This is a genomic window from Lactiplantibacillus daowaiensis (genome assembly GCF_005405085.1).
GTDB classification, from domain to species: Bacteria; Bacillota; Bacilli; order Lactobacillales; family Lactobacillaceae; genus Lactiplantibacillus; species Lactiplantibacillus daowaiensis.
The window spans coordinates 33475-52421 of sequence record NZ_BJDJ01000010.1 but is presented as its reverse complement, the minus strand read 5'-3'; the positions used below and the strand labels follow the sequence as shown (position 1 = coordinate 52421).

Genomic DNA, 18947 nt, shown 5'->3' with positions numbered 1-18947 from the left:
CACTAATGTATTATTTTTTAAATGATAATTTGCAGTATGGAAAATCTGGCATTGAACACGCTGAACTTAGTCGGTTATGGTTGTTTAAAAAACATCATGTGCCAGCTAGAATCGTGACGCGAATCTTTTCAATGGATTTACATGCCGTAATGGCAGCTGCCGGACTGGAAGATAACGATTTAGTCAATTTGTTTGATTTCTTTGTTGGTAGTCAAAAAGTGCCAACTAAACCTTTAATGTTGGCAGACTTCGATGTGCCTAACGATGCGATTAAAACGCGACATGACCGCCAAATTCAAGTGAATCGGCAAGACCAACTACTGATGATTATCTATTTGCGGGGCACGACTGGCGATGAAATTAGTAACGTCCAATACTTTGATACGACTGGCAAAACGGTGAAAATGACGTGGTGGGATACGCGTGGATTTAAATGCTTGGAACAGTTATTTGACTGGTCAGGCAAAATCACCCAAGAGGCCTATTTCGGTCCAGATGGCCAGATTCATTTGGAGAAGGATCACTTCCTCAATCATACTGGTCAAGAACATTTGACTTGGCGGGTGTTGGACTATCAAGGGCAAGATTGGACTTTTAATGGGTTCAACGCCTTAACGCGCTTTTTTTATGATGCGTTGAATGCAAATAATCAGGCAAATGTCTTTATTTGTGATCGTACGGTCGAATGCGCTTGGGGCTTATTCAACATGATGACGCCGGCTAAGAAGGTCTTGCATCTGCATAATGATCATGTGAGTGATGAGCATGATATGTTGCATGCAACGCTGAACAATAATTATGCCAATGCGCTTAACAACTGGTCAAAGTGGGATGCAGTGATTGCGGCGACGCCGGAGCAAACCGCGGATGTGCAAGCGCGGTTTGGCAAAACCATTCCGACGTTCACGATTCCAGTTGGGTTTGTATCGCAAGCCACCCTGGATCAGTCACCGGTACCATTTCAACAGCGTGAATCGCAATTAATCGTGCAAGTTGCACGGTTAGCCCCAGAAAAACAACCAGAACAAACGATTACTGCGTTTCAACAAGTTCACCAAGCTTTTCCTAAAGCTAAACTTGAGTTTTGGGGCTATGCCAATGGCGATATCTTGACGCAATTAAAACAACAAGTGGCGACAGCAAACCTAACTCAGGTTGTGAGTTTTAAAGGTTATACGACTGATGTTAACAAAGTCTATGAGCGGGCGCAGATTGGGTTACTGCCAAGTCGTGCGGAAGGCTTTTCATTAATGTTGTTAGAAGCACAAGCGCACGGGTTACCGATGATTGCGAATGATGTGAAATATGGGCCAAGTGACATCATTCAGGATGGTCAAAGTGGGGTGTTGACCGAAAATGGCAATGTAGATCAGTTAGCCAGCACAATGTTGACCTTACTACGACAACCGGATCGGTTAGCACGTTTCAGTCAGCAAGCCTATCAAAACGTACATCGATATTCGGAAGATGCAGTCTTTAAACAATGGCAAGCGCTGTTTGATTATTTTTCCGCATAACCTAAAAAAGCCGGCAAATTGCCGGCCTTTTTTGTTTAATCAAATGGGTATTTCATGCCCCAAGCGTTGCGAACATTGTTAAGGATGTGGGTGACATCATGGGAAGTTGCTAATTGACCGTCATCATGACCTTGTTCAATATAGCGTTGCATATCGGCAACTTCGTATTGTAGGGCTTTAGTATCGTCACCAGCGCTGATTGTTTCAGAGGTTTGTGTATGGGCATCTTCGGTGTAAGTGATTTTGGCACTAGTTGCACGTGGATAATTATCGATTTCAACGTAACCTTTAGTACCGGAAACCACGCCACGCTTGGGTTGCTTGGCCCGCATGGACAGTGCCATGACCGCTAGTTGTTCGTCATCGTTTTTCAAAATGATACCAGATTGTTCGTCGACGCCGGTTTCAAAGTATTTAGCCGTCGTTAAGGTGACATCTGGTTGTGAGTTTAAAAAGGTCCGCGCAAAGGCAGTTGCATAACCCCCGATATCGAGTAAAGCACCGCCGGCAAGGGCTTTATTAAAGAAGCGGTTCTTCGGATCATAATCCTTTAAGCTTCCAAAGTTAACTTGGACTAACTTGATGGTCCCCAGCTTGCCCGCAGCAATTAAGTCTTGAACTTTTTGGAAAATTGGCATGTGATAAAGTGTGAACCCCTCAGTCAAAATCAAATGGTTAGCTTGCGCGATTTTTTGGACTTCATCGAATTGGCGTGCGTTAACCGTAATCGCCTTTTCACAAAAGACGTGTTTACCGGCTAATAATGCTTTTTTTATATAGTCGTAGTGGAACGTGTGGGGGGTGGCGATATAGACGATATCAACGTTAGGGTCCGCGATTAAGTCGTCTGGATTTTGATAGCGGGTTTTAATGTGCTTATCATCCGCAAATTTGTTCAACATCGTTTCATTCACATCGGCAACGGCATAAATCTGGCCGTTAACGGTGTTCAAGGCATCCGCCATTTCGTGTGCAATCCAGCCAGTACCAATCATACCCCAGTTATAAGTTGTCATCATAAAGATCCTTTCTGTGTGTGGTTAATGTGATTATCAGCAGTAAAACTAATTAAATCCGTGACTTCATGGTCAAAATACGATGTGCCAATCACACCGGTCGCTGGTTGCAGTTGTGTGGCAGCCGCGATTAATTGGTCAGCTTGGTCGAAGTAAGCGTCAATTAACGGATTACCTAAAGGCGTGCGACTAAAGCCAGCAACCTGAGTGGCGGTTCGTTGTTCGGCGCGGCCACCTAGGTGCTCAAGTTGGGCGATGACGGGTTGGACCGCTGGCGCCACAACCTCTAAGCACAGCGGCAAGTCGGTATTTAAGGTCGACGTCGCGCGGCTAGCTGGTGCTAGAATCACGTAGCGTTTGGCTTGATGGGCATAGAGTTTTTCGAGTGTGTGGATACCGCCGTTACTCTTTAAAGCGTGCCAGTTGGCATCCAGACTATCACAACCGTCGAACATGATATCGATGGTCGTCGGTAACGTCGCCAGTGTTGGCAGACCTAAAGCCAGACAAGTTTGGCGCGTCAATTCAGAGGGCGTCGCAAATTGTAAATCAAGTTCTGGTTTGACAGCTAAGGCTTTGACCAGATTTTGAACGTTATGACCACCACCGAGTCCAACCGTGGTATGTGGTTGAATCAGTGTTAGGGCAGTTTCGATTAATGGGTTGATAACATCACCTTCAATGATTGATTGGTTGAAAATTTCTTAAATTAAGTTGTTGTGAAATTTAATTTCAAAGAAATCATAACGTTGAAATTTTCTTTTGTCAAGCGCAATCAATAAATTAATTGACTTTTATCGAGTTAACCGGTAACTTAAACACGTAAGCTTTCATCAGATGGTTAAATCAAGAAATTTTATTTCAGGAGTGGCATATGGCACAAAATATTATTGATAAACTCTATAGTCGTTTGCCGCAAATGACGACAACGGACCAAAAGATTGCCCAGGTTGTTTTAGATGATCCAGCGGCGGCAGTTAATTGGACGATTGCCGCGTTAGCGACTAAAGCAAGTGTAAGTGAAGCATCGGTCTCGCGATTTTGTAAGTCGTTAGGATTAGATGGATTTCACCAATTAAAAATTCTATTGGCACAAGTGGCTAGTGATACGGCGAACTATGAACAAGATGTTGATTTGGATCATCTCCAGCAATCCGTCCAACATATTCGTGATAATAAGATCGCTGAAATCACCAATAGCTTAGGTAATTTGGATACGACGTTATTGACGCAAACGTTAAAGGCGCTAAAACAAGCCCGATTGATTCAAGTCGTGGCGGAAGGCAATACTTATCCGGTTGCAAGCGATGCGATTTATAAGTTCAACCAGATTGGATTACTAGCGATTGGTTCGGAATCGTGGGCGACTGCGATGGCCCAGACGTTGAATCTAACAGCGGTCGATGTGTTGTTGGTTATTTCTAATTCGGGCGAATCTCGAGAACTACTCAGTCAAATTAAAACTGCGCACCAACAGCGGGTTACCGTTATTGCCATCACCAATCGACCAGACTCGCCGATTGCCCAACAAGCTGATATCCACCTCACCACGTCAGTCCGGCAACGCGTTTTTCAAGCGGAGTATTATTTCTCGCGGATTGCGGCGGGAACGGTGATTGAAGCCTTATTCTTATTGTTGATTGCTGATGACCAAGCGCGATTAGCCGCCATCAAGCGGCATGAAGCCTTGATTGCAAATACAAAAATCTAAATGAACCGCCGTTAGTTTAATTTGTTAAGCTAACGGCGGTTTTAGTATCAAGAAGTTTATTTTGAGCTATCACTAGTTCTCAACTAGATGGTTCGGTAAACTATTGGTTAGGGTAGGAGGCAATAGGGGGAATTTGATGCATCAGACTAACGTACCACCACATCTCAGTAAACGCGTTCGATTTCGCGGCACGTTTCAACGTTATGGTTGGCAGCCGGGAAAACGGGGCGATGAACCAATGTTACTTTTAGACGCTGTGACTGCTGGCAAAAAACAAACTGAGTTAACGGCAGTCTGGTGCCAGTTAACACGGAGTCTTTGGGAGTTAGGTGAATTGAAAACTGGGGATGTTATTCAATTTACGGGGCGCTTAGTAGCAGTTGATAAATATCAGCTGGCACAACACCCTGGACTACCCACGTGTTATCAGGTCCGGTTGCCATTGCAAGCGCAACTTGTTGCGCCAATCGATCAGCTTCGACGGCGCCCATTGCCGTTGGATAAGTTGGATATCGTGGCGTTGATTATTAGTCGCGGTGACGCTCCAAGTCGGGCAGCATTTTGGTGAGTTAAACAGCATGCACTAAAAGACCGGTTGATTGACAATTTAGTCAATCAACCGGTCTTTTAAGTTTAAGTGGACTGACGCCGGTGACGAATGAGCAGCCAAATGACTAATGCTAGTAAAAGCACAATGATACTGACTAGAAACGCGATTAAACGCCAATTTGTCGGTGGCATAGTATCTGGCAAGGTGGTTTGCTTGAGTTGTTTGGCTTTGGCAGCGGTGACCGTGAACTTTTTAGTGAAGCGCCACTGATAAGCGCCATTTTCAGCGCTGGATTTTAAATGTAATTGATAGTTACCAGCAGTTAATTCGGTCGTGCCATCGCCTAAAGCAAAGTTGAAGTGACTATTGGGTGCCATTTCGAGTTGTGATTTAGTGGTTTTTAGAAGTTGTTTAGTACTGCCGACTTTAGTCACGTAACTGGTCACTTTTAAACCATGTAGTAGATTGGCGTGCGGGTTTTGCAATTTAGCATTGACGTAATTACGATGATTAACTTGGCGTGGGCCGACTGTAAGCAGTTTTAAGTCTGGTTTTACTGTAACTTTTGTTTGTTCACGAAGTTGCAGACCAATCACATAACCAAACTTATTTTGTAAGCTGAGACCGCTTTTAGGTTGATCATCTTGATTGGTAGATTGTTGATAGATATTGATACCACCGAGTGCAACGCCTTTAAAGGGCGTTACAGGTAGTTCAAGCTTTATGCCGATGCGTTTAGTTGATTTGGCAGCGACTTGAACGGTCTGTTTACCAGCAACCGCGTCAGCAATATTGAATGTGAGTGAACTGTCTGGTTTTGACCTTAAATCATTGTAGATGATGACGCCATTGTCATTAGTAGTGGCAAGATTGGTAGCGACGGTGTAGGTATGAGCGATTTTATCGTGATTTTTGATTTTGATATAAATGGTTTGGTTTTGTTTAGGACTGACCTTTAAGTCAAAGTAGGAAACTTTTTTATTAACTTGGTTACTAGGCAGTTCGGTTTGTACGGAAAAGTGATTGGTTGAGGCTTGTGTTGGTTGTGAGAAGCCTAACCAGGCTAGGATGAGGGCGGTAAGAACGAGCCAGGGGGTATTTTTTAACATAGTGGCCTCCATACTTTATTGTGCCTTACGATCATCAGAGCTTGAATAGGGTGCATTAGCTAATGTCCAGGTTAATTGGGCAGTATAATTTCCGGCCGGACTCCATTGAGGAATGCTTAGTGTAACATCTTCAGCCGCTAAATTATGAGTGGCAGTGCCAGTCGCACCCTGAGTAGACCTTAAAATCGTTGTGGTGGCATCGGAATTAGTAAGGGCAGAACTAACAGGTGTTTTTTTACCATTGGTATTTTCAAAGGTTACGGTGCCGGCAGCGGCTTTTAAGCTGACATCAGCTAAAGAATTGTCGCTATTTTCGTTATTAACGAAGCTTGAGACGTCAAGCTTCACAGTCCAATTATAGTTTGGATCAGCATTAACAACTTTTAAATTATCCGTGATTTTTTCAGCGGTGCTATTAATTGCTTGACTGTTGCTAAATGACCCAAAACTAATATCTGGTGCGGCCATTATTCGTGGTAATGACTTGGTATCTTCGGTGATACTGACAGTAGCGGTAGACGAATTCACATCTTGATTACCATCAAAGGTGGCGGCATGTGTAGCGACCGGTATCATCAATAAGGTGAGCGCACTTAGCGTCGTTAAACTGAGCTGCTTTTTCATGGTGGTTATCCTCCTTAACGTTGTCAGCGTGTGACATTGCATTGTGATTAATTAGGCTATCTTAAGTGTTGGTGAGTAAATCGCCTACAAAGTCACGGAATTTAAGGTGCTAAAATCAGATGAAATAGACGTTGGTGAATAATTAAAGACTAATTAACTTTATAACTAACTTCAAAGATAAATTTAACAAATAGGAAAATCGCACGCAACAACTATGCTCATATATTTAAACTTATTACCGCAGAACAAACATGGCTTTTTGATGGATTTAACGACTAACAACGTAATTAAATATAGTGGCTAAGTTAGATAAAAAATGGGGAGGGTAACAGTGCTAGCTACAAATTAAACTAGGAGTGTATTTAGGATGAAGTTAGGACGATTAATGTTAATTACTGCTACAGCAGTGGGCTTGGGGCAATTGGTGACGATGACTGCCCAGGCTAAAGGCGGCTATCAACGTACGAAAACCACGGCGATTAAGTCGAAGCTCTTTTATAGTACGAGCAAGACCGGGAAGACTTATCAGGCGAATCGCTCGTTGATTAATTTTAAGTTTAAGGCGAATCATCATTTGAAAGATTATCGTGAGACCGCTTGGCTCGCAACTAGCAAAACGGTGATTAACGTTCACGGTAAGAATCGCTTGTATTACTATGTTCAGAATAGCGACCTTAAAGCTCAGGGCTGGGTTTGGCGTGGCTATTTAAAACCTGGTAAAAATGGGTTTCGTGTTTCTCGCGACATGCATCCCAAGACCCAAAACTTAGTGATGGCAAAGCCGGGCAAGATTTATCAATTCGGCAAGAATCCGTTTAATGTGCGCTTTAATCATAGTGTGGCACTTAACGACAAAATGACGTACAAATTGACGCAGGTTTGGACGGTGTATAAGCAGGCTAAAGCGTATCGCTATTATTATGTGGTTAGCTCGGATAATAAGGTGAAAGGCTGGGTTTGGCATGGCTATTTAAAGACCGGTCAGGTTACTGAACAAACTAATAAACCCGTTGTTAATACTGGTAATGCGTCAAAGCCAGTTACAAATAGTTCGGTGAATACGTCGGTTGGTGGGACGAACACTGGAACTAGCACTCAAAGTCAGAAACCTGGAGCAGGTAATGTAAAGCCTAGTGAAACTGTTCCTGCTTGGGCGACTGATGATGGGAAAAGAACACGATTAGTAATCAAATTCAAAGAACTAAGATCATTTATTCGAACTGGCGGTATTTATAAGCCGGGTTTGTATACCACTAATTTTAATAATGGTCCCAAGTTTTTTGTGATAAAGCATGAGAATATTAGCTATCGGGTGGATAAAACGAATTCATATAGGCATTTGTATTACTTCTATGGATTTGAAAATGGTGTCGAAAAAAAACTGGATTACTTTTTACAAACGCAATATGGTAGTGTGCCGGTTAATGGTGATATTTTAAGAAATTCTGGTGCGTTCATGAGTATTAATGCACCAGAAGCACAAAAGAAATATGACGAAACCAATAGTAATTATGATACTAATCCACCAAGGTGGTATCAGCTTAATGTAGATAATCGTGATTATACGTTATGGCAGTACAATTTAAATACAAAAACATGGAATAAAACTAAAGATCATTTAAACAGCGCTTACAGTGTTTAAAGATAGCGTGTGTCCTAGTTTGACGAATAAAAAGCGAACCGAGTATGTGCAAGGTGGCTAAATGATTGATAATCAATATTTAATTAGTTATTTCAGATGAAACGATTAATTTTAACGCGAAATTTAGTTTCTTTACGTAACTAATTGTGGTAGCCAAATATAGTGACCACGGAGGGGCTTAAACGTAAATGGCTATACAATTTAGGTAAAGGGGAATTAAAAATGAAATTAGGACGATCAATATTGGTTATAGCAGTGGTTTTTGGGGTATCTGGCAGTAGTGAGTTATCAGCAATACAGGCTAAAACGGGGTATCATCGGACTAAAACAGCAAAGATAAAACATAAAGCTTTTTATTCGAAGAGTAGAAAAGGTGTGACGTACCATGCCAATGGTTCATTGACGAATTTTAGATTCAAAAAGAATCATGCTTTGAAGAATTTTCGTGATGCAACTTGGATTGCTACGAATAAAACATTTATCAAAGTCCATGGTAAAAATCGTCTTTACTATTACGTGCACAGTAGTAAAAATAAGGCCCAAGGTTGGGTTTGGAGTGGTTATTTAAAGGCTGGAAGACACAACCAAATGGAAAAGGTACAAATCGATAAAATACCACAGAGATTTACCATGCTTAAGCCGGGAAATGTGTATCAACTAGGTGATAATTTAAGCGCTATCCATTTTAGAGATGGTGTAGCTCTAAACGACAAATTAACGTATCGGCGTACGAAAAGCGGCATTGTTTATAAGCATGGTAAAAAGTCTCACTATTATTTTGTTATCAGTTCAGATAATAAAGTGAAAGGTTGGGTCTGGCATGGCTACTTGAAAGATGATCAGGCTTCGGAAAAAGAGACTAAACCAGTAACTAGTGTAAATAATCAAAACCAGGCTAGTACTGGTGGTACGATTGGCATGGCGACTGGGAATAGTGCCGGTCCCTTGGCCAACTCAAAGCCATCGCAACCTGTTAAACCACATGTACCAACTTGGGCAACTGATGATGGTAAGCGTGGACGAATGATGATCAACTATAAGTATTTTGATGCTTATGTTAAGAGTGGCAATCTATATAGCGTGCCAGTTAGCATTAGATTTACAAGTCGTACGGGTGCTCCAGATGATTATCAAGGGCGATATACAGTTACTGACTTAATTAGTAGTCATGTATCTGATCCGTATCATATCTATAATCAAGTTTATGGGAATATTAACGGCAAAAGAGTTGTTGTCGATAATTTAACAAGTGCGATTCCCTTAAATGGTGACGTGCTTTCTTATGATGAGGATGGATTGGTTAGTGTGGAACGACCTGAACCACATACGAAATATAAAGTTGATGTTGCAGGTGAGTATGTCAAATGGGCCCCAACATGGTATCAATACCATGTTGAAAGTAGTGATTATTCTGTTTGGCGGTATAACTTGCAGACCAATCAATGGGATGAGGTTTCGACACATCAAATAGATACTATTATGGACTAATCTCCAAATAAAATTTGACAACCAAAATTATTTTGTGTTAAATTAACAATCGTTAAAAACAAATGAGAAATTAATTAAACGCAACGATTAGGACAGTAGTACTTAACCCGTTCCCTCAGCGAGTCGTCAATTGGTGAAAGACGATGCAACGATTAAGTGTGAACATCCCCTAATCACGGTAGGTACGAACAGTTGGGAGTACCTAATGGCGGCATCCATTATCTTGCTAGCGTATCGTAGGTCGCACCTACCGTACGTGAATTTAAGGCCATTTTTTTAATGGCAACGCATAGGTGGTACCGTGGCGACGCCCTATGGAAATCAAGTGTTGATTTCTGTAGGGCGTTTTTTAATTGCTCAATTTTTGGGAGGAATTATATGTCAACAGGAACCCGGTTATTACAATTAAAGAATGGGCATCGGTTATTTAGTCGTACTGTCGGCCATGGCCCCGTGAAGTTACTATGCTTACACGGTGGCCCCGGTGGCACGCACCAAGAATTTGAAAACTTTGCAGCCGGCTTGGGTGAAGATCAAGTCCAAGTCAGCATGTATGATCAGCTGGGCTCGTTTTACTCTGATCAACCAGATTACACGCAACCGGAAAATCAACACTATTTGACTTTAGACTATTATTTGGCGGAACTGGAAGAAGTTCGGCAACAGCTTGGGTTAGATCACTTTTATTTGCTTGGTCATTCTTGGGGTGGACTACTGGCACAAGAATATGCGTTGAAATATGGCGACCATCTCAAAGGGTTAGTTGTGATGAGCATGATTGATAACATTGCGGAATATACCGTCAACATCAATGCGTTGCGGGCACAAACGTTAACGGCGGACCAAGTCCACTACATGCAAGGAGTTGAACAGGCCGAAGCCTTTGATGATCCTGAGTATCAGGCCTTAGTCGATGTTTTGAATAAAAAGTTTGTCATGCGCCATCCTGAGAATGGGCCGAAAAACTTAGTCTCAACTACGGCCACTGCCGTTTATAATCACTTTCAAGGTAATAATGAATTTGTGATGGTGGGCACCTTAAACGGTTGGGACCGACGCCAAGATCTACATAAAATTACTGTCCCGACATTATTGACTTTTGGGGCATACGACACGATGCCTCTGAAGACGGCGCGGCGTATGCAGCAAACCTTGCCCCAAGCGCGGCTCGTTTTAACCCCGGATGGGGGCCATTGTCACAGCGTGGATAACCCAGCAGCATTTTTCCAAACGCTGGGTCAATACTTACAAGATGTTGAACATAATCAATTTACGGCTTATTAGGGGGACATACATATGAATTTTAAAAAGTTAGCGGTTGTTGGCAGTTTAGTCTTAATGTCAGGTGGGTTAGTGGCTTGCGGCAAAGCCAGTGCCAAGAGCAGTAGTACACAAAAGACGCTGCACTTGATGCAGGATACCGATTTAACGTCACTAGATACCTCGAACACGGCGACCTTGACCCAATGGAACGTCTTACAACAATCGATGGAAGGCTTGTATCGCGTTAATTCAAAGAACAAAGTTGTTGGTGCGATGGCGACCAAAGTCGTTAAGCCAACAAATAATGGAAAGACTTATACCTTCCATTTGCGAAAGAATGCCAAATGGAGCAACGGGGATAAAGTAACGGCGCAAGATTTTGTCACAGCCTGGCGTCGCTCAGTAAGTTCGACTTCAACTTCTGGGTATAGTTATATCTATGAAGGCATCAAGAATGCGACTCAAATTTCGGCTGGCAAGAAGTCAACAAAGACGTTGGGTGTTAAAGCGGTCAATCAAACGACCTTAAAAGTCACGCTATCGCGCGCGATGCCGTACTTGAGTAAGATGTTGACGATGCCTGCGTTCTTCCCACAAGACCATAAAGTGGTTGCAAAATATGGGAAAGACTACGGGACCAGTAGTACGAAGATGGCCTATAACGGGCCATTTACCGTCAGTGGTTGGAATGGGACGAATGATTCGTGGAATATGCTGAAAAATACGTATTATTACGACAAATCGGCTATCAAGTTGAACAAGATGACGATGCAAGTTGTCAAAGATTCTACGACTGCCCATAACCTATTTTCACAAGGTAAGTTGGATGACGCTACGGTTTCAGGAGTCACCGCGCAAGGCTTGCAAAGTGATAAACATATGAAACACGTCAGCAAAGCCGGGACCTATTACTTACGCCTGAATATGGCGAAGAATCATGCATTACATAATAAATATTTGCGGCAAGCGTTGAACTTGGTATTGAATAAATCGAGTCTAACCAAAAAAGTCTTAAGCGATGGGTCGACCCCAGCTTATAACTATGTCACCCCAAGCTTGGTGACTGATCCAACTACCGGCAAAGATTTTGGGACCGAAACGGCTAGCACGGCACGCTACAATGTCAAAAAGGCGCAACAACTTTGGAACAAAGGCTTGAAGCAACTCGGTAAAAAGTCAGTGACCTTAAAGTTAGTTAGTGATGACACGTCGATCTCTAAGACCATCGACCAATTCGTACAAGCAGCGGTCAAGCAACATTTGAGTGGTGCCAAAGTTAATGTATCCGCGGTGCCAGACAAGACGGGGAGTTCAGCAGTTTCTGAAGGGGACTATGACATGCAATATACGCTGTGGTTAGCCGACTATGCTGATCCAGTTTCCTTCTTTGATATCTTGACTAAGAATAACCCACAAAACTATGGTCACTATCGGGATACGGTCTTCAATACCCAAGTCAGTGAAGCCCATGGGAAGAATGCAACGAATACGAAAGCTTATTGGCAAAACATGCGGACCGCAGCCAAACGGTTGAATACCACGACGGCGGTCGTGCCGCTTTATAACATGACGGAAAGTCACTTGGTCAACAGCAAACTGCAAGGTGTGGTTTACCATTCTGTTGGTGAAAATGATTATACCCGGGCTTCCTTTAAATAAGCTCAGAACTTCAAACTCGCAATTTACCCACTAGCTCGCTAAAATATACTCACAAGTTTGAGGATAAGGGGTAAGCAATATGGTCATGCGCGATTTGAATATTGGCACCAAAGTTGGTTTAGCATTATTAACTGACAAATGGAATGCCTTGACGTTAAGCAACTTAACCACCACACCAGCTGGATTTATGGTTCTGCGGGAAAACGTGCGTGGTATTTCAACGTTAAAGCTCCTTACCGTATTGGCTAAGTTAACGCAACTGGATTTAGTCGTGTCAACGGATGACTATCAATATAGTTTGACACCAGCCGGTCAGCAGTTTCAGCAGAGTTTAGCGACGCTGGAGACTTGGGGCAATCAAGTGATTACGGAGATGCAATAAAATAACTGATCAACCATTCTAAAATAGTTGATCAGTTATTTTTGTGTTTAACCTGAATGATTTTTAGTGGATTATGAGTGAAATCACGTATATAAAGTATGTTGTATTAGTAAATTCTTTAGTTCTGCCCCAATAATTCACTATATTTAATGTTAGCTAAGTACTCAGACAACGTAACTGATATAATTATTAAAGGAGGATGTTTTAGATGATGGAGATGATAAAGTGAAAAATTTAGATTTATTAAAGTGGATATTAGCAGAAATGCCTCAAACAGTATATAAGAAATTACTAAATTCAATAAAAGGGGTAAACCCGCCACATAATTTTAATAATGTAACAATGCGTGAAGTGGTGAACAGACAATTAATGCTCCCGAGATATAAAAAGATTTTAGAATTTAAGCTTAAACAAATAGGAAAAGTGGATCATACAAAAATAGAAGGTGAAAACGATAAAGTATGGTTTAAGGTTTTAATGGCATATATCGATAATGACTTTGAACAAGCAAATAAGGAAATCGATAATTATGAAAATCTACGGATTGTTTCAAAAAAAGAAAGTCCAAGTCAATCAAAAGCGGACGAACTTGACTTGGAAAAAGAAAGAGTAAAAAGATTAGAGAAAAAGCTCAAAGAGTCAGAAAGAAATCAGAGAAAAATGATTTCGAATAGTGAAAAGAAGAATGATGAATATGAGAGTAAATTAAAATCGATTTCCTTAGAAAATAGCGACTTGAAAAAGAAAAATAGACTTGAAATAGCTGAAAAAAACAAGCTTATTAACACAGTAGAGCAATTAAATATAAAAGTTGAAGAAGAAAGAAAATATAGCAGAAAATTGATTAAAAAGATTGCGGCTAATGATGAGAAATTTAAAAAGAAGAATGAAGAGATTGAAAAACTTACAAAAAGAATAGATAAACTATCGTACGAGTATTTTAGCTATAAGAAGTTGATTGAACAGGAGAAAAATAAAATCAACGTAAAGTTAGTTCAAGAAAATGAAATAGTCAAAAGTAAATTTGAGCCAATTCCGGAAAAAATAGTAAATGGTAAATCGAACGAAAAAAATTTAACCAGCCAAGATAAATATAACCTTCAAATAGGTGTTCCAGAGAATGTTCAATATTCGACCAAGTTAGCTGGTATTGAAATTGTTTCCGTAAAAAGTGTAGAGAAAAAAAACAGCGGATTAAATATTGAAGTAATGAAAAATTTAGATTTTAGTGAAGATATTCTGCAGCATCGATTAGAAATGTACGATAAAGTATATATGTATACTCCAGAGTTAAACGGATATGAAAAGTATTTGGTTAATAAAACATTTCATTTTTTAAAAAGTAGTGTAATAGAATTAGAGACTATTAAGGAGTTTAAAAAGCAATGGAATCAAATGTAGTGAATAGTAGAGTATATGTGGGTGAATGGGATTCTCGAAATCAAGATAATGTGACAACCCCTACAGGTGGCATCATTATTGATAAACGTGGAGAGTTAATGTTTAAAGTTCGTGTCTTAAGTGCGAATAGTAAGTATACCCATGAAGTAATAAATGTTTTCGCTGGTGAAGTATCAAGGTTAGATTTTGAAGATGATGAAAGTGCGGCTTTCGAAGTTAGAAGACTCAACTTTGCACATTGGGCACAAGATAGAGTTTTTTTCTTTAACATTAGTGAAGAAACTAATTATGTTCGTGTAAGTAATGGGAGAGAATACACACCAAACTATGTGGCAAGGAATGTTGTTGTTCTCAGAAAGAGTAACGACTTCAGCTCGGAGTATTTATTCGAATCACTTCCCATAATTAGCCAAAATGAACAAATTCCAAATAAAGATAGATTTGAAGAGTATCTGTTAAATGGAAAAGCAATTAGGATGAAGAATGCAAACTACTTAAGTAAAAACGATGAGGATGTTAGTAGTTTTGCAATTTTTCATGAGGCAGCTGAAATAAATGTTGTGGATGATTTAGGATATCTTTATGAAGACTTAGAATCATTGGAATTAGGACCGGAATTTATTAGGTATGCTGTTCCTAGTGATAAAAGTACAATTGAAGTCAGAAAGATTGACACGGCTCAATGGATGAAAGCTATCTACTACAATATTCCTAATTACGAAGAAATTATATTTATTCCCCAAAAGTATTTAAAATTGGACTACTTGGAAAAGTTTACTTTCTTAGAGAAATCTCTAAATAAAAAGGGCGATTCTGAATTAAATGATGAACTAAATCAACAGCAAACTAGTATTAATGTTCCGGATAATATTCTGGATAGTAAGTCAATTGACGAAACATCAATTGTTACTCATTTCAAGGAAATGGTTCGATCCCCAAAGTATAATTTAGTTTTTAACGATGAAGACTTAGCTAACTTTTATATATCTATAAAAACTAATTTGTTAACCATACTGTCTGGATTAAGTGGCACAGGAAAGTCGAAAATAGTCACGGCCTTTGCAGATTCTATGGGATTAATAAGTAGTGGCCAATTTAAAATGATTTCCGTACGACCTTCTTGGCAAGATGATGCTGACTTGTTAGGATTTGCGGATACAATGCATAATGTTTATAGACCAGCTGATTCCGGCTTAGCAGATGTATTAGTCAAAGCTAGCACAGATCCAAATCATATGTATATAGTTGTCTTAGATGAAATGAACTTAGCTAGAGTTGAACACTACTTCTCACAGTTCTTATCAGTTTTGGAAAAGAATCCTAATGATAGAATTATACATCTTTACAATGAAAACATTGGTACTTTATATAATAAGGATCCTTATGCAAGTAGGGTAAAGGTAGGTGCTAATGTACGATTTGTTGGTACAGTGAATATAGATGAGTCCACTTTTAGTTTTTCAGATAAGTTATTGGACAGGGCTAATTTGATTGAATTACAAATGGTTCCATTTAATAAAAAAGAAACTGTAATGAAAAATGAGACTTCTGTTTTCTCATTGGATAAGCAACAAGCTGAAAATGCACAAATGCTCTTAATAAATGCTACTACAGGTACAAATACATTTTCAGCAAATGAAAAGATGAAATTAACCAATGATGAACGTAATTTTTTGTGGGAGTTGGATCAATTAATAATGGCTCATTTTCCAGACGGTGGTTTTGGATGGAGAACGCTAAAAAACATAGAAAAATTTTTGGCGGCTGTTTCAGAGTCTGCGGATCTATCTAGATCGAGTGCAATTGATTATCAAGTGGCACAAAGAATTTTGCCTAAACTAAGAGGAACACAAGATGTTTTTGACGGGTTGATAAATATGGATAAAAAAGAACTGACAGGAGAGTTAATAGAATTATTTGATAATTCTATTAATTTATCTTCATTCCAGTTATCACGTCAACTTCTTTTAAAAAAAGCAAGAGAATTACAGGTGACAGGATTTGTCAGTTAAAGGGTTTTATAAAAAGTTAGGTGAGTTTAAAGAGTTTAATTTTACAGTTGATGAGGTTGACATGTCTGACTATGAGACTCTAGAAAGTTTACCGTTTGTAATATCTACTAGTGAAAATAAAAATTTTTCTTTATACTTTACTGGAAATGTAAAAGCAAAAATTTTTATTGATAATGCAAAACCTGATGATGTTGATAAAGATTTTTCTAAATCAAGCAATCACATAAATAAGGATAATAACTCATTCTTTACTCCGGATTCTATTACTACTCCATTGGAACAATGTCATCCATTTTATGTATATTATAATGATGGATCATATGTAAAAAATGGTTACGGGCCTGGCATATATCGCATTAAGGTAGATGAGCCGGATATGACTCCACTGTATGCATATTTTAGAGTTACTCCTAAATTTTTAACGGACCAAGAATTACGGATTATGCGGGATGAGTTAGAAAGTACAACTTATGGACTTGCAAGGTCTTTTGAGGCAATTAATAATGGAATATTGTCGACTAAGGTGCATAACTTAGAAACAAAAATGTTAGAAAAACTAGAAATCTTACATCGTAGTGAACGTCAGTTTAGAATAGCAACTTATAATGTAATAAATAATCCCAGAGTGAATTTGAACAAGAGATATGGATGGAAAACAGAAAGTAATGGGAACATAGATGAACACACAACAAGGGTCATGGAAACTATCCCTAATGTCGAAGGTCGAATCTTTTCGTTTGAAAGATATATTCAATATAATAACTTGGACAATCGTGTTATTAAGTATGAATTAAATGCTTTAAATCGAATTGTTTCGAGGCTTATTCAAAATTTAACGTCTGAAATTCAGACAATTGAGACATATAGTAGTCAAAGTTTAAATTCTTTAAAAAGCGAAAAGAAAATGTTATTCAGATATAAATCTACCATTTCTAAAGCTTTGACATCTACCTTTTTTAAGGATATTCAATCTATAAATGGCAGTCTTTCGTACAGTGCAATGATGAATACAGACTACAAAAGCATAGATTTGATTTTTAAAAGTGTAGAAAAAAATAGTAATAATCATGATTACTTGGTACGACAATATGTGTATGATTGGTTACGGACTCAGGACCTGTACGAAATATGGGGTTTTACACATACAGTAAAAGTATTATTAGATATGGAATTGGTGCCTGTATCTGGTTGGATATTTGACGAGGGTTTTAAGGAAGACTATCTATTGAAACACGGGACGCATGTGAATCTTATTAAGAATAATGACAAAGGTGAACCGATATTAAAAATTCAAATCAAGTACAATGTTGCTTTAAGCAGATTTCCAAAGAATGATGAATTGTTGTGGACAACGTCTAATCACAATAAACCGGATATCATATTAACAGTACAAGATATGGAGGATACTTTATTAATAGCATTAGTAATGGATACTAAGTATAGAAACTTAAGTAGAATATATGGTGGAAATAAGGAGCAATTACTGGGGTACTTGGATGGAATTAAAAGTGAAAAATACTTAAATTCGCCTTCTTATAAGAGGCTGGCTCAAGCTACTCGTATAAATAAAAAAAGTCCAGTTGGCAGTACTGCTATTTTATTTCCAAAAATCATGAAACAAGATGAATATTTGAAAAACTATAATAATATTCAGCCTATCGAACTTAGACCAGGAATGGGAGATGACAATTTAATTAAGTTTATTGATGAAGCGTTGAAATCAGGGATTACTCTTGAAGAAAGTTACCATGGTAATCTTTAAAAAGCATTAGATTTATAAAAGGCACGAACTACTGACGCAGTATGCGTTAGCGGTTCGTGCCTTTGGCATTATTTCCCGTATTTAGCCATGACTTGGCCAACCGTTGAGGTGTATTCGCGTTCACCTAATGTATTGGGATGTAAGTTGTCATCGATAAACCAGTTTCGATTATCTTGGCTGACATACAACCAGTCCACTAAATGAACGTTGGTGTACTTCTTAGCGGCGGCTGCGATTAGTTGATTGTTGGTATCTTGCCAATCTTTACCTGGAACCCGCGTATTGACCCAGAAGATTTGGTGGTCACTCCCGATTTGATCGATAATGCCATCAATAGTCTGCGTGTCAGTTGGCCCGTTAGTACCTAAGTTGATCAAGACGTTTTTAGCGATCTTTTGATTGTTTTTCAAAGTGGTGATAATCGCTGGTGCAGCTGAAACTTGGCGGCCGACTTTGGCGTTAGCATTGAAGCTACCAAAAACTTCATTTAAATCTGGGGTCGTTCGGACCATGATCGAATCACCAACACCGGTGACCTTGAGCTTACTTAGTGCGGTCAGCTCATTGGTGGACAATTGATATTTTTGGCCCAACTTAGAGCTAGCCACGCTGCGACTCGCTGATTTAGTTTGAGCGTTACCAGTTAACATGTTACTTAATGTGACGACTTGTTTTTTGATCGTTGGCGTTGGGATAATAAAGGCCCCGCCAATGAACACGACGGCAAATAGCCCCAGTGCCCAGTTAATAATTTTTTTATGTTGCATCCCCGAATTCCTCCTCAATCGCTAATAGATTAGCGTAGTCGAGC

Annotated in this window: 16 protein-coding genes; 11 read left to right on the top strand and 5 right to left on the bottom strand. The window is 39.6% G+C overall.

Annotated elements, in window-relative coordinates:
* Positions 1-5: 5 nt before the first annotated feature.
* Entirely contained in the window at positions 6-1517 is a 1512-nt protein-coding gene (locus FFM75_RS07695; RefSeq protein ID WP_137628593.1) for a glycosyltransferase, read from the top strand.
* A gap of 35 nt (positions 1518-1552) precedes the next feature.
* Here FFM75_RS07695 and FFM75_RS07690 read toward each other — a convergent pair whose 3' ends face one another.
* Positions 1553-2533 (bottom strand): Gfo/Idh/MocA family protein, encoded by a 981-nt coding sequence (locus tag FFM75_RS07690; protein WP_137628630.1) that lies wholly within the window; start codon positions 2531-2533, stop codon positions 1553-1555.
* Positions 2533-3057 (bottom strand): ribose-5-phosphate isomerase A, encoded by a 525-nt coding sequence (locus FFM75_RS07685; RefSeq protein WP_171001457.1) that lies wholly within the window; start codon positions 3055-3057, stop codon positions 2533-2535. The genes FFM75_RS07690 and FFM75_RS07685 overlap by 1 nt, the downstream gene beginning before the upstream one ends.
* A 350-nt stretch (positions 3058-3407) precedes the next feature.
* On the opposite strand from FFM75_RS07685, the gene FFM75_RS07680 reads away from it, so the two are divergent.
* Together FFM75_RS07680 and FFM75_RS07675 are read left to right on the top strand one after the other, a co-directional pair.
* A complete protein-coding gene (locus FFM75_RS07680) occupies positions 3408-4244 on the top strand; it encodes a MurR/RpiR family transcriptional regulator (RefSeq protein ID WP_137628591.1) in 837 nt (278 codons plus the stop codon).
* 136 nt (positions 4245-4380) lie between these two features.
* Complete coding sequence (locus FFM75_RS07675; RefSeq protein ID WP_137628590.1) at positions 4381-4812, top strand: hypothetical protein; 432 nt, start codon at positions 4381-4383, stop codon at positions 4810-4812.
* Positions 4813-4877: 65 nt separating this feature from the next.
* Here the strand turns inward: FFM75_RS07675 and FFM75_RS07670 are convergent, their stop codons facing one another.
* Both FFM75_RS07670 and FFM75_RS07665 read right to left on the bottom strand, forming a co-directional pair.
* The gene (locus FFM75_RS07670; RefSeq protein ID WP_171001456.1) at positions 4878-5903 is read right to left on the bottom strand and encodes a WxLIP family cell surface protein; all 1026 of its coding nucleotides are present in this window, start codon (positions 5901-5903) and stop codon (positions 4878-4880) included.
* Between the two features lie 15 nt (positions 5904-5918).
* A complete protein-coding gene (locus FFM75_RS07665; protein ID WP_137628588.1) occupies positions 5919-6527 on the bottom strand; it encodes a WxL domain-containing protein in 609 nt (202 codons plus the stop codon).
* 367 nt (positions 6528-6894) lie between these two features.
* On the opposite strand from FFM75_RS07665, the gene FFM75_RS07660 reads away from it, so the two are divergent.
* The 8 genes from FFM75_RS07660 (at position 6895) to FFM75_RS07625 (ending at position 18136) form a co-directional block, all read left to right on the top strand.
* Positions 6895-8169 carry a hypothetical protein gene (locus tag FFM75_RS07660; RefSeq protein ID WP_137628587.1) on the top strand — a complete coding sequence of 425 codons (1275 nt, stop codon included), beginning with the start codon at positions 6895-6897 and terminating at the stop codon, positions 8167-8169.
* 222 nt (positions 8170-8391) lie between these two features.
* A complete protein-coding gene (locus tag FFM75_RS07655) occupies positions 8392-9657 on the top strand; it encodes a hypothetical protein (RefSeq protein WP_137628586.1) in 1266 nt (421 codons plus the stop codon).
* A gap of 378 nt (positions 9658-10035) precedes the next feature.
* A complete protein-coding gene (locus tag FFM75_RS07650; RefSeq protein WP_137628585.1) occupies positions 10036-10941 on the top strand; it encodes a proline iminopeptidase-family hydrolase in 906 nt (301 codons plus the stop codon).
* Positions 10942-10953: 12 nt separating this feature from the next.
* Positions 10954-12579 (top strand): peptide ABC transporter substrate-binding protein, encoded by a 1626-nt coding sequence (locus FFM75_RS07645; RefSeq protein ID WP_137628584.1) that lies wholly within the window; start codon positions 10954-10956, stop codon positions 12577-12579.
* Between the two features lie 79 nt (positions 12580-12658).
* The gene (locus FFM75_RS07640; RefSeq protein ID WP_137628583.1) at positions 12659-12961 is read left to right on the top strand and encodes a winged helix-turn-helix transcriptional regulator; all 303 of its coding nucleotides are present in this window, start codon (positions 12659-12661) and stop codon (positions 12959-12961) included.
* A 225-nt stretch (positions 12962-13186) separates the two neighbouring features.
* Positions 13187-14362 carry a hypothetical protein gene (locus tag FFM75_RS07635; RefSeq protein WP_137628582.1) on the top strand — a complete coding sequence of 392 codons (1176 nt, stop codon included), beginning with the start codon at positions 13187-13189 and terminating at the stop codon, positions 14360-14362.
* On the top strand, positions 14347-16374 hold the full coding sequence (locus tag FFM75_RS07630) for an McrB family protein (protein ID WP_137628581.1): 2028 nt from the start codon (positions 14347-14349) through the stop codon (positions 16372-16374). Before FFM75_RS07635 ends, FFM75_RS07630 begins: the two co-directional genes overlap by 16 nt.
* On the top strand, positions 16364-18136 hold the full coding sequence (locus tag FFM75_RS07625; protein WP_137628580.1) for a nuclease domain-containing protein: 1773 nt from the start codon (positions 16364-16366) through the stop codon (positions 18134-18136). Before FFM75_RS07630 ends, FFM75_RS07625 begins: the two co-directional genes overlap by 11 nt.
* A 68-nt stretch (positions 18137-18204) precedes the next feature.
* Here FFM75_RS07625 and FFM75_RS07620 read toward each other — a convergent pair whose 3' ends face one another.
* Positions 18205-18903 (bottom strand): SGNH/GDSL hydrolase family protein, encoded by a 699-nt coding sequence (locus tag FFM75_RS07620; RefSeq protein ID WP_137628579.1) that lies wholly within the window; start codon positions 18901-18903, stop codon positions 18205-18207.
* Positions 18904-18947 lie beyond the last annotated feature (44 nt).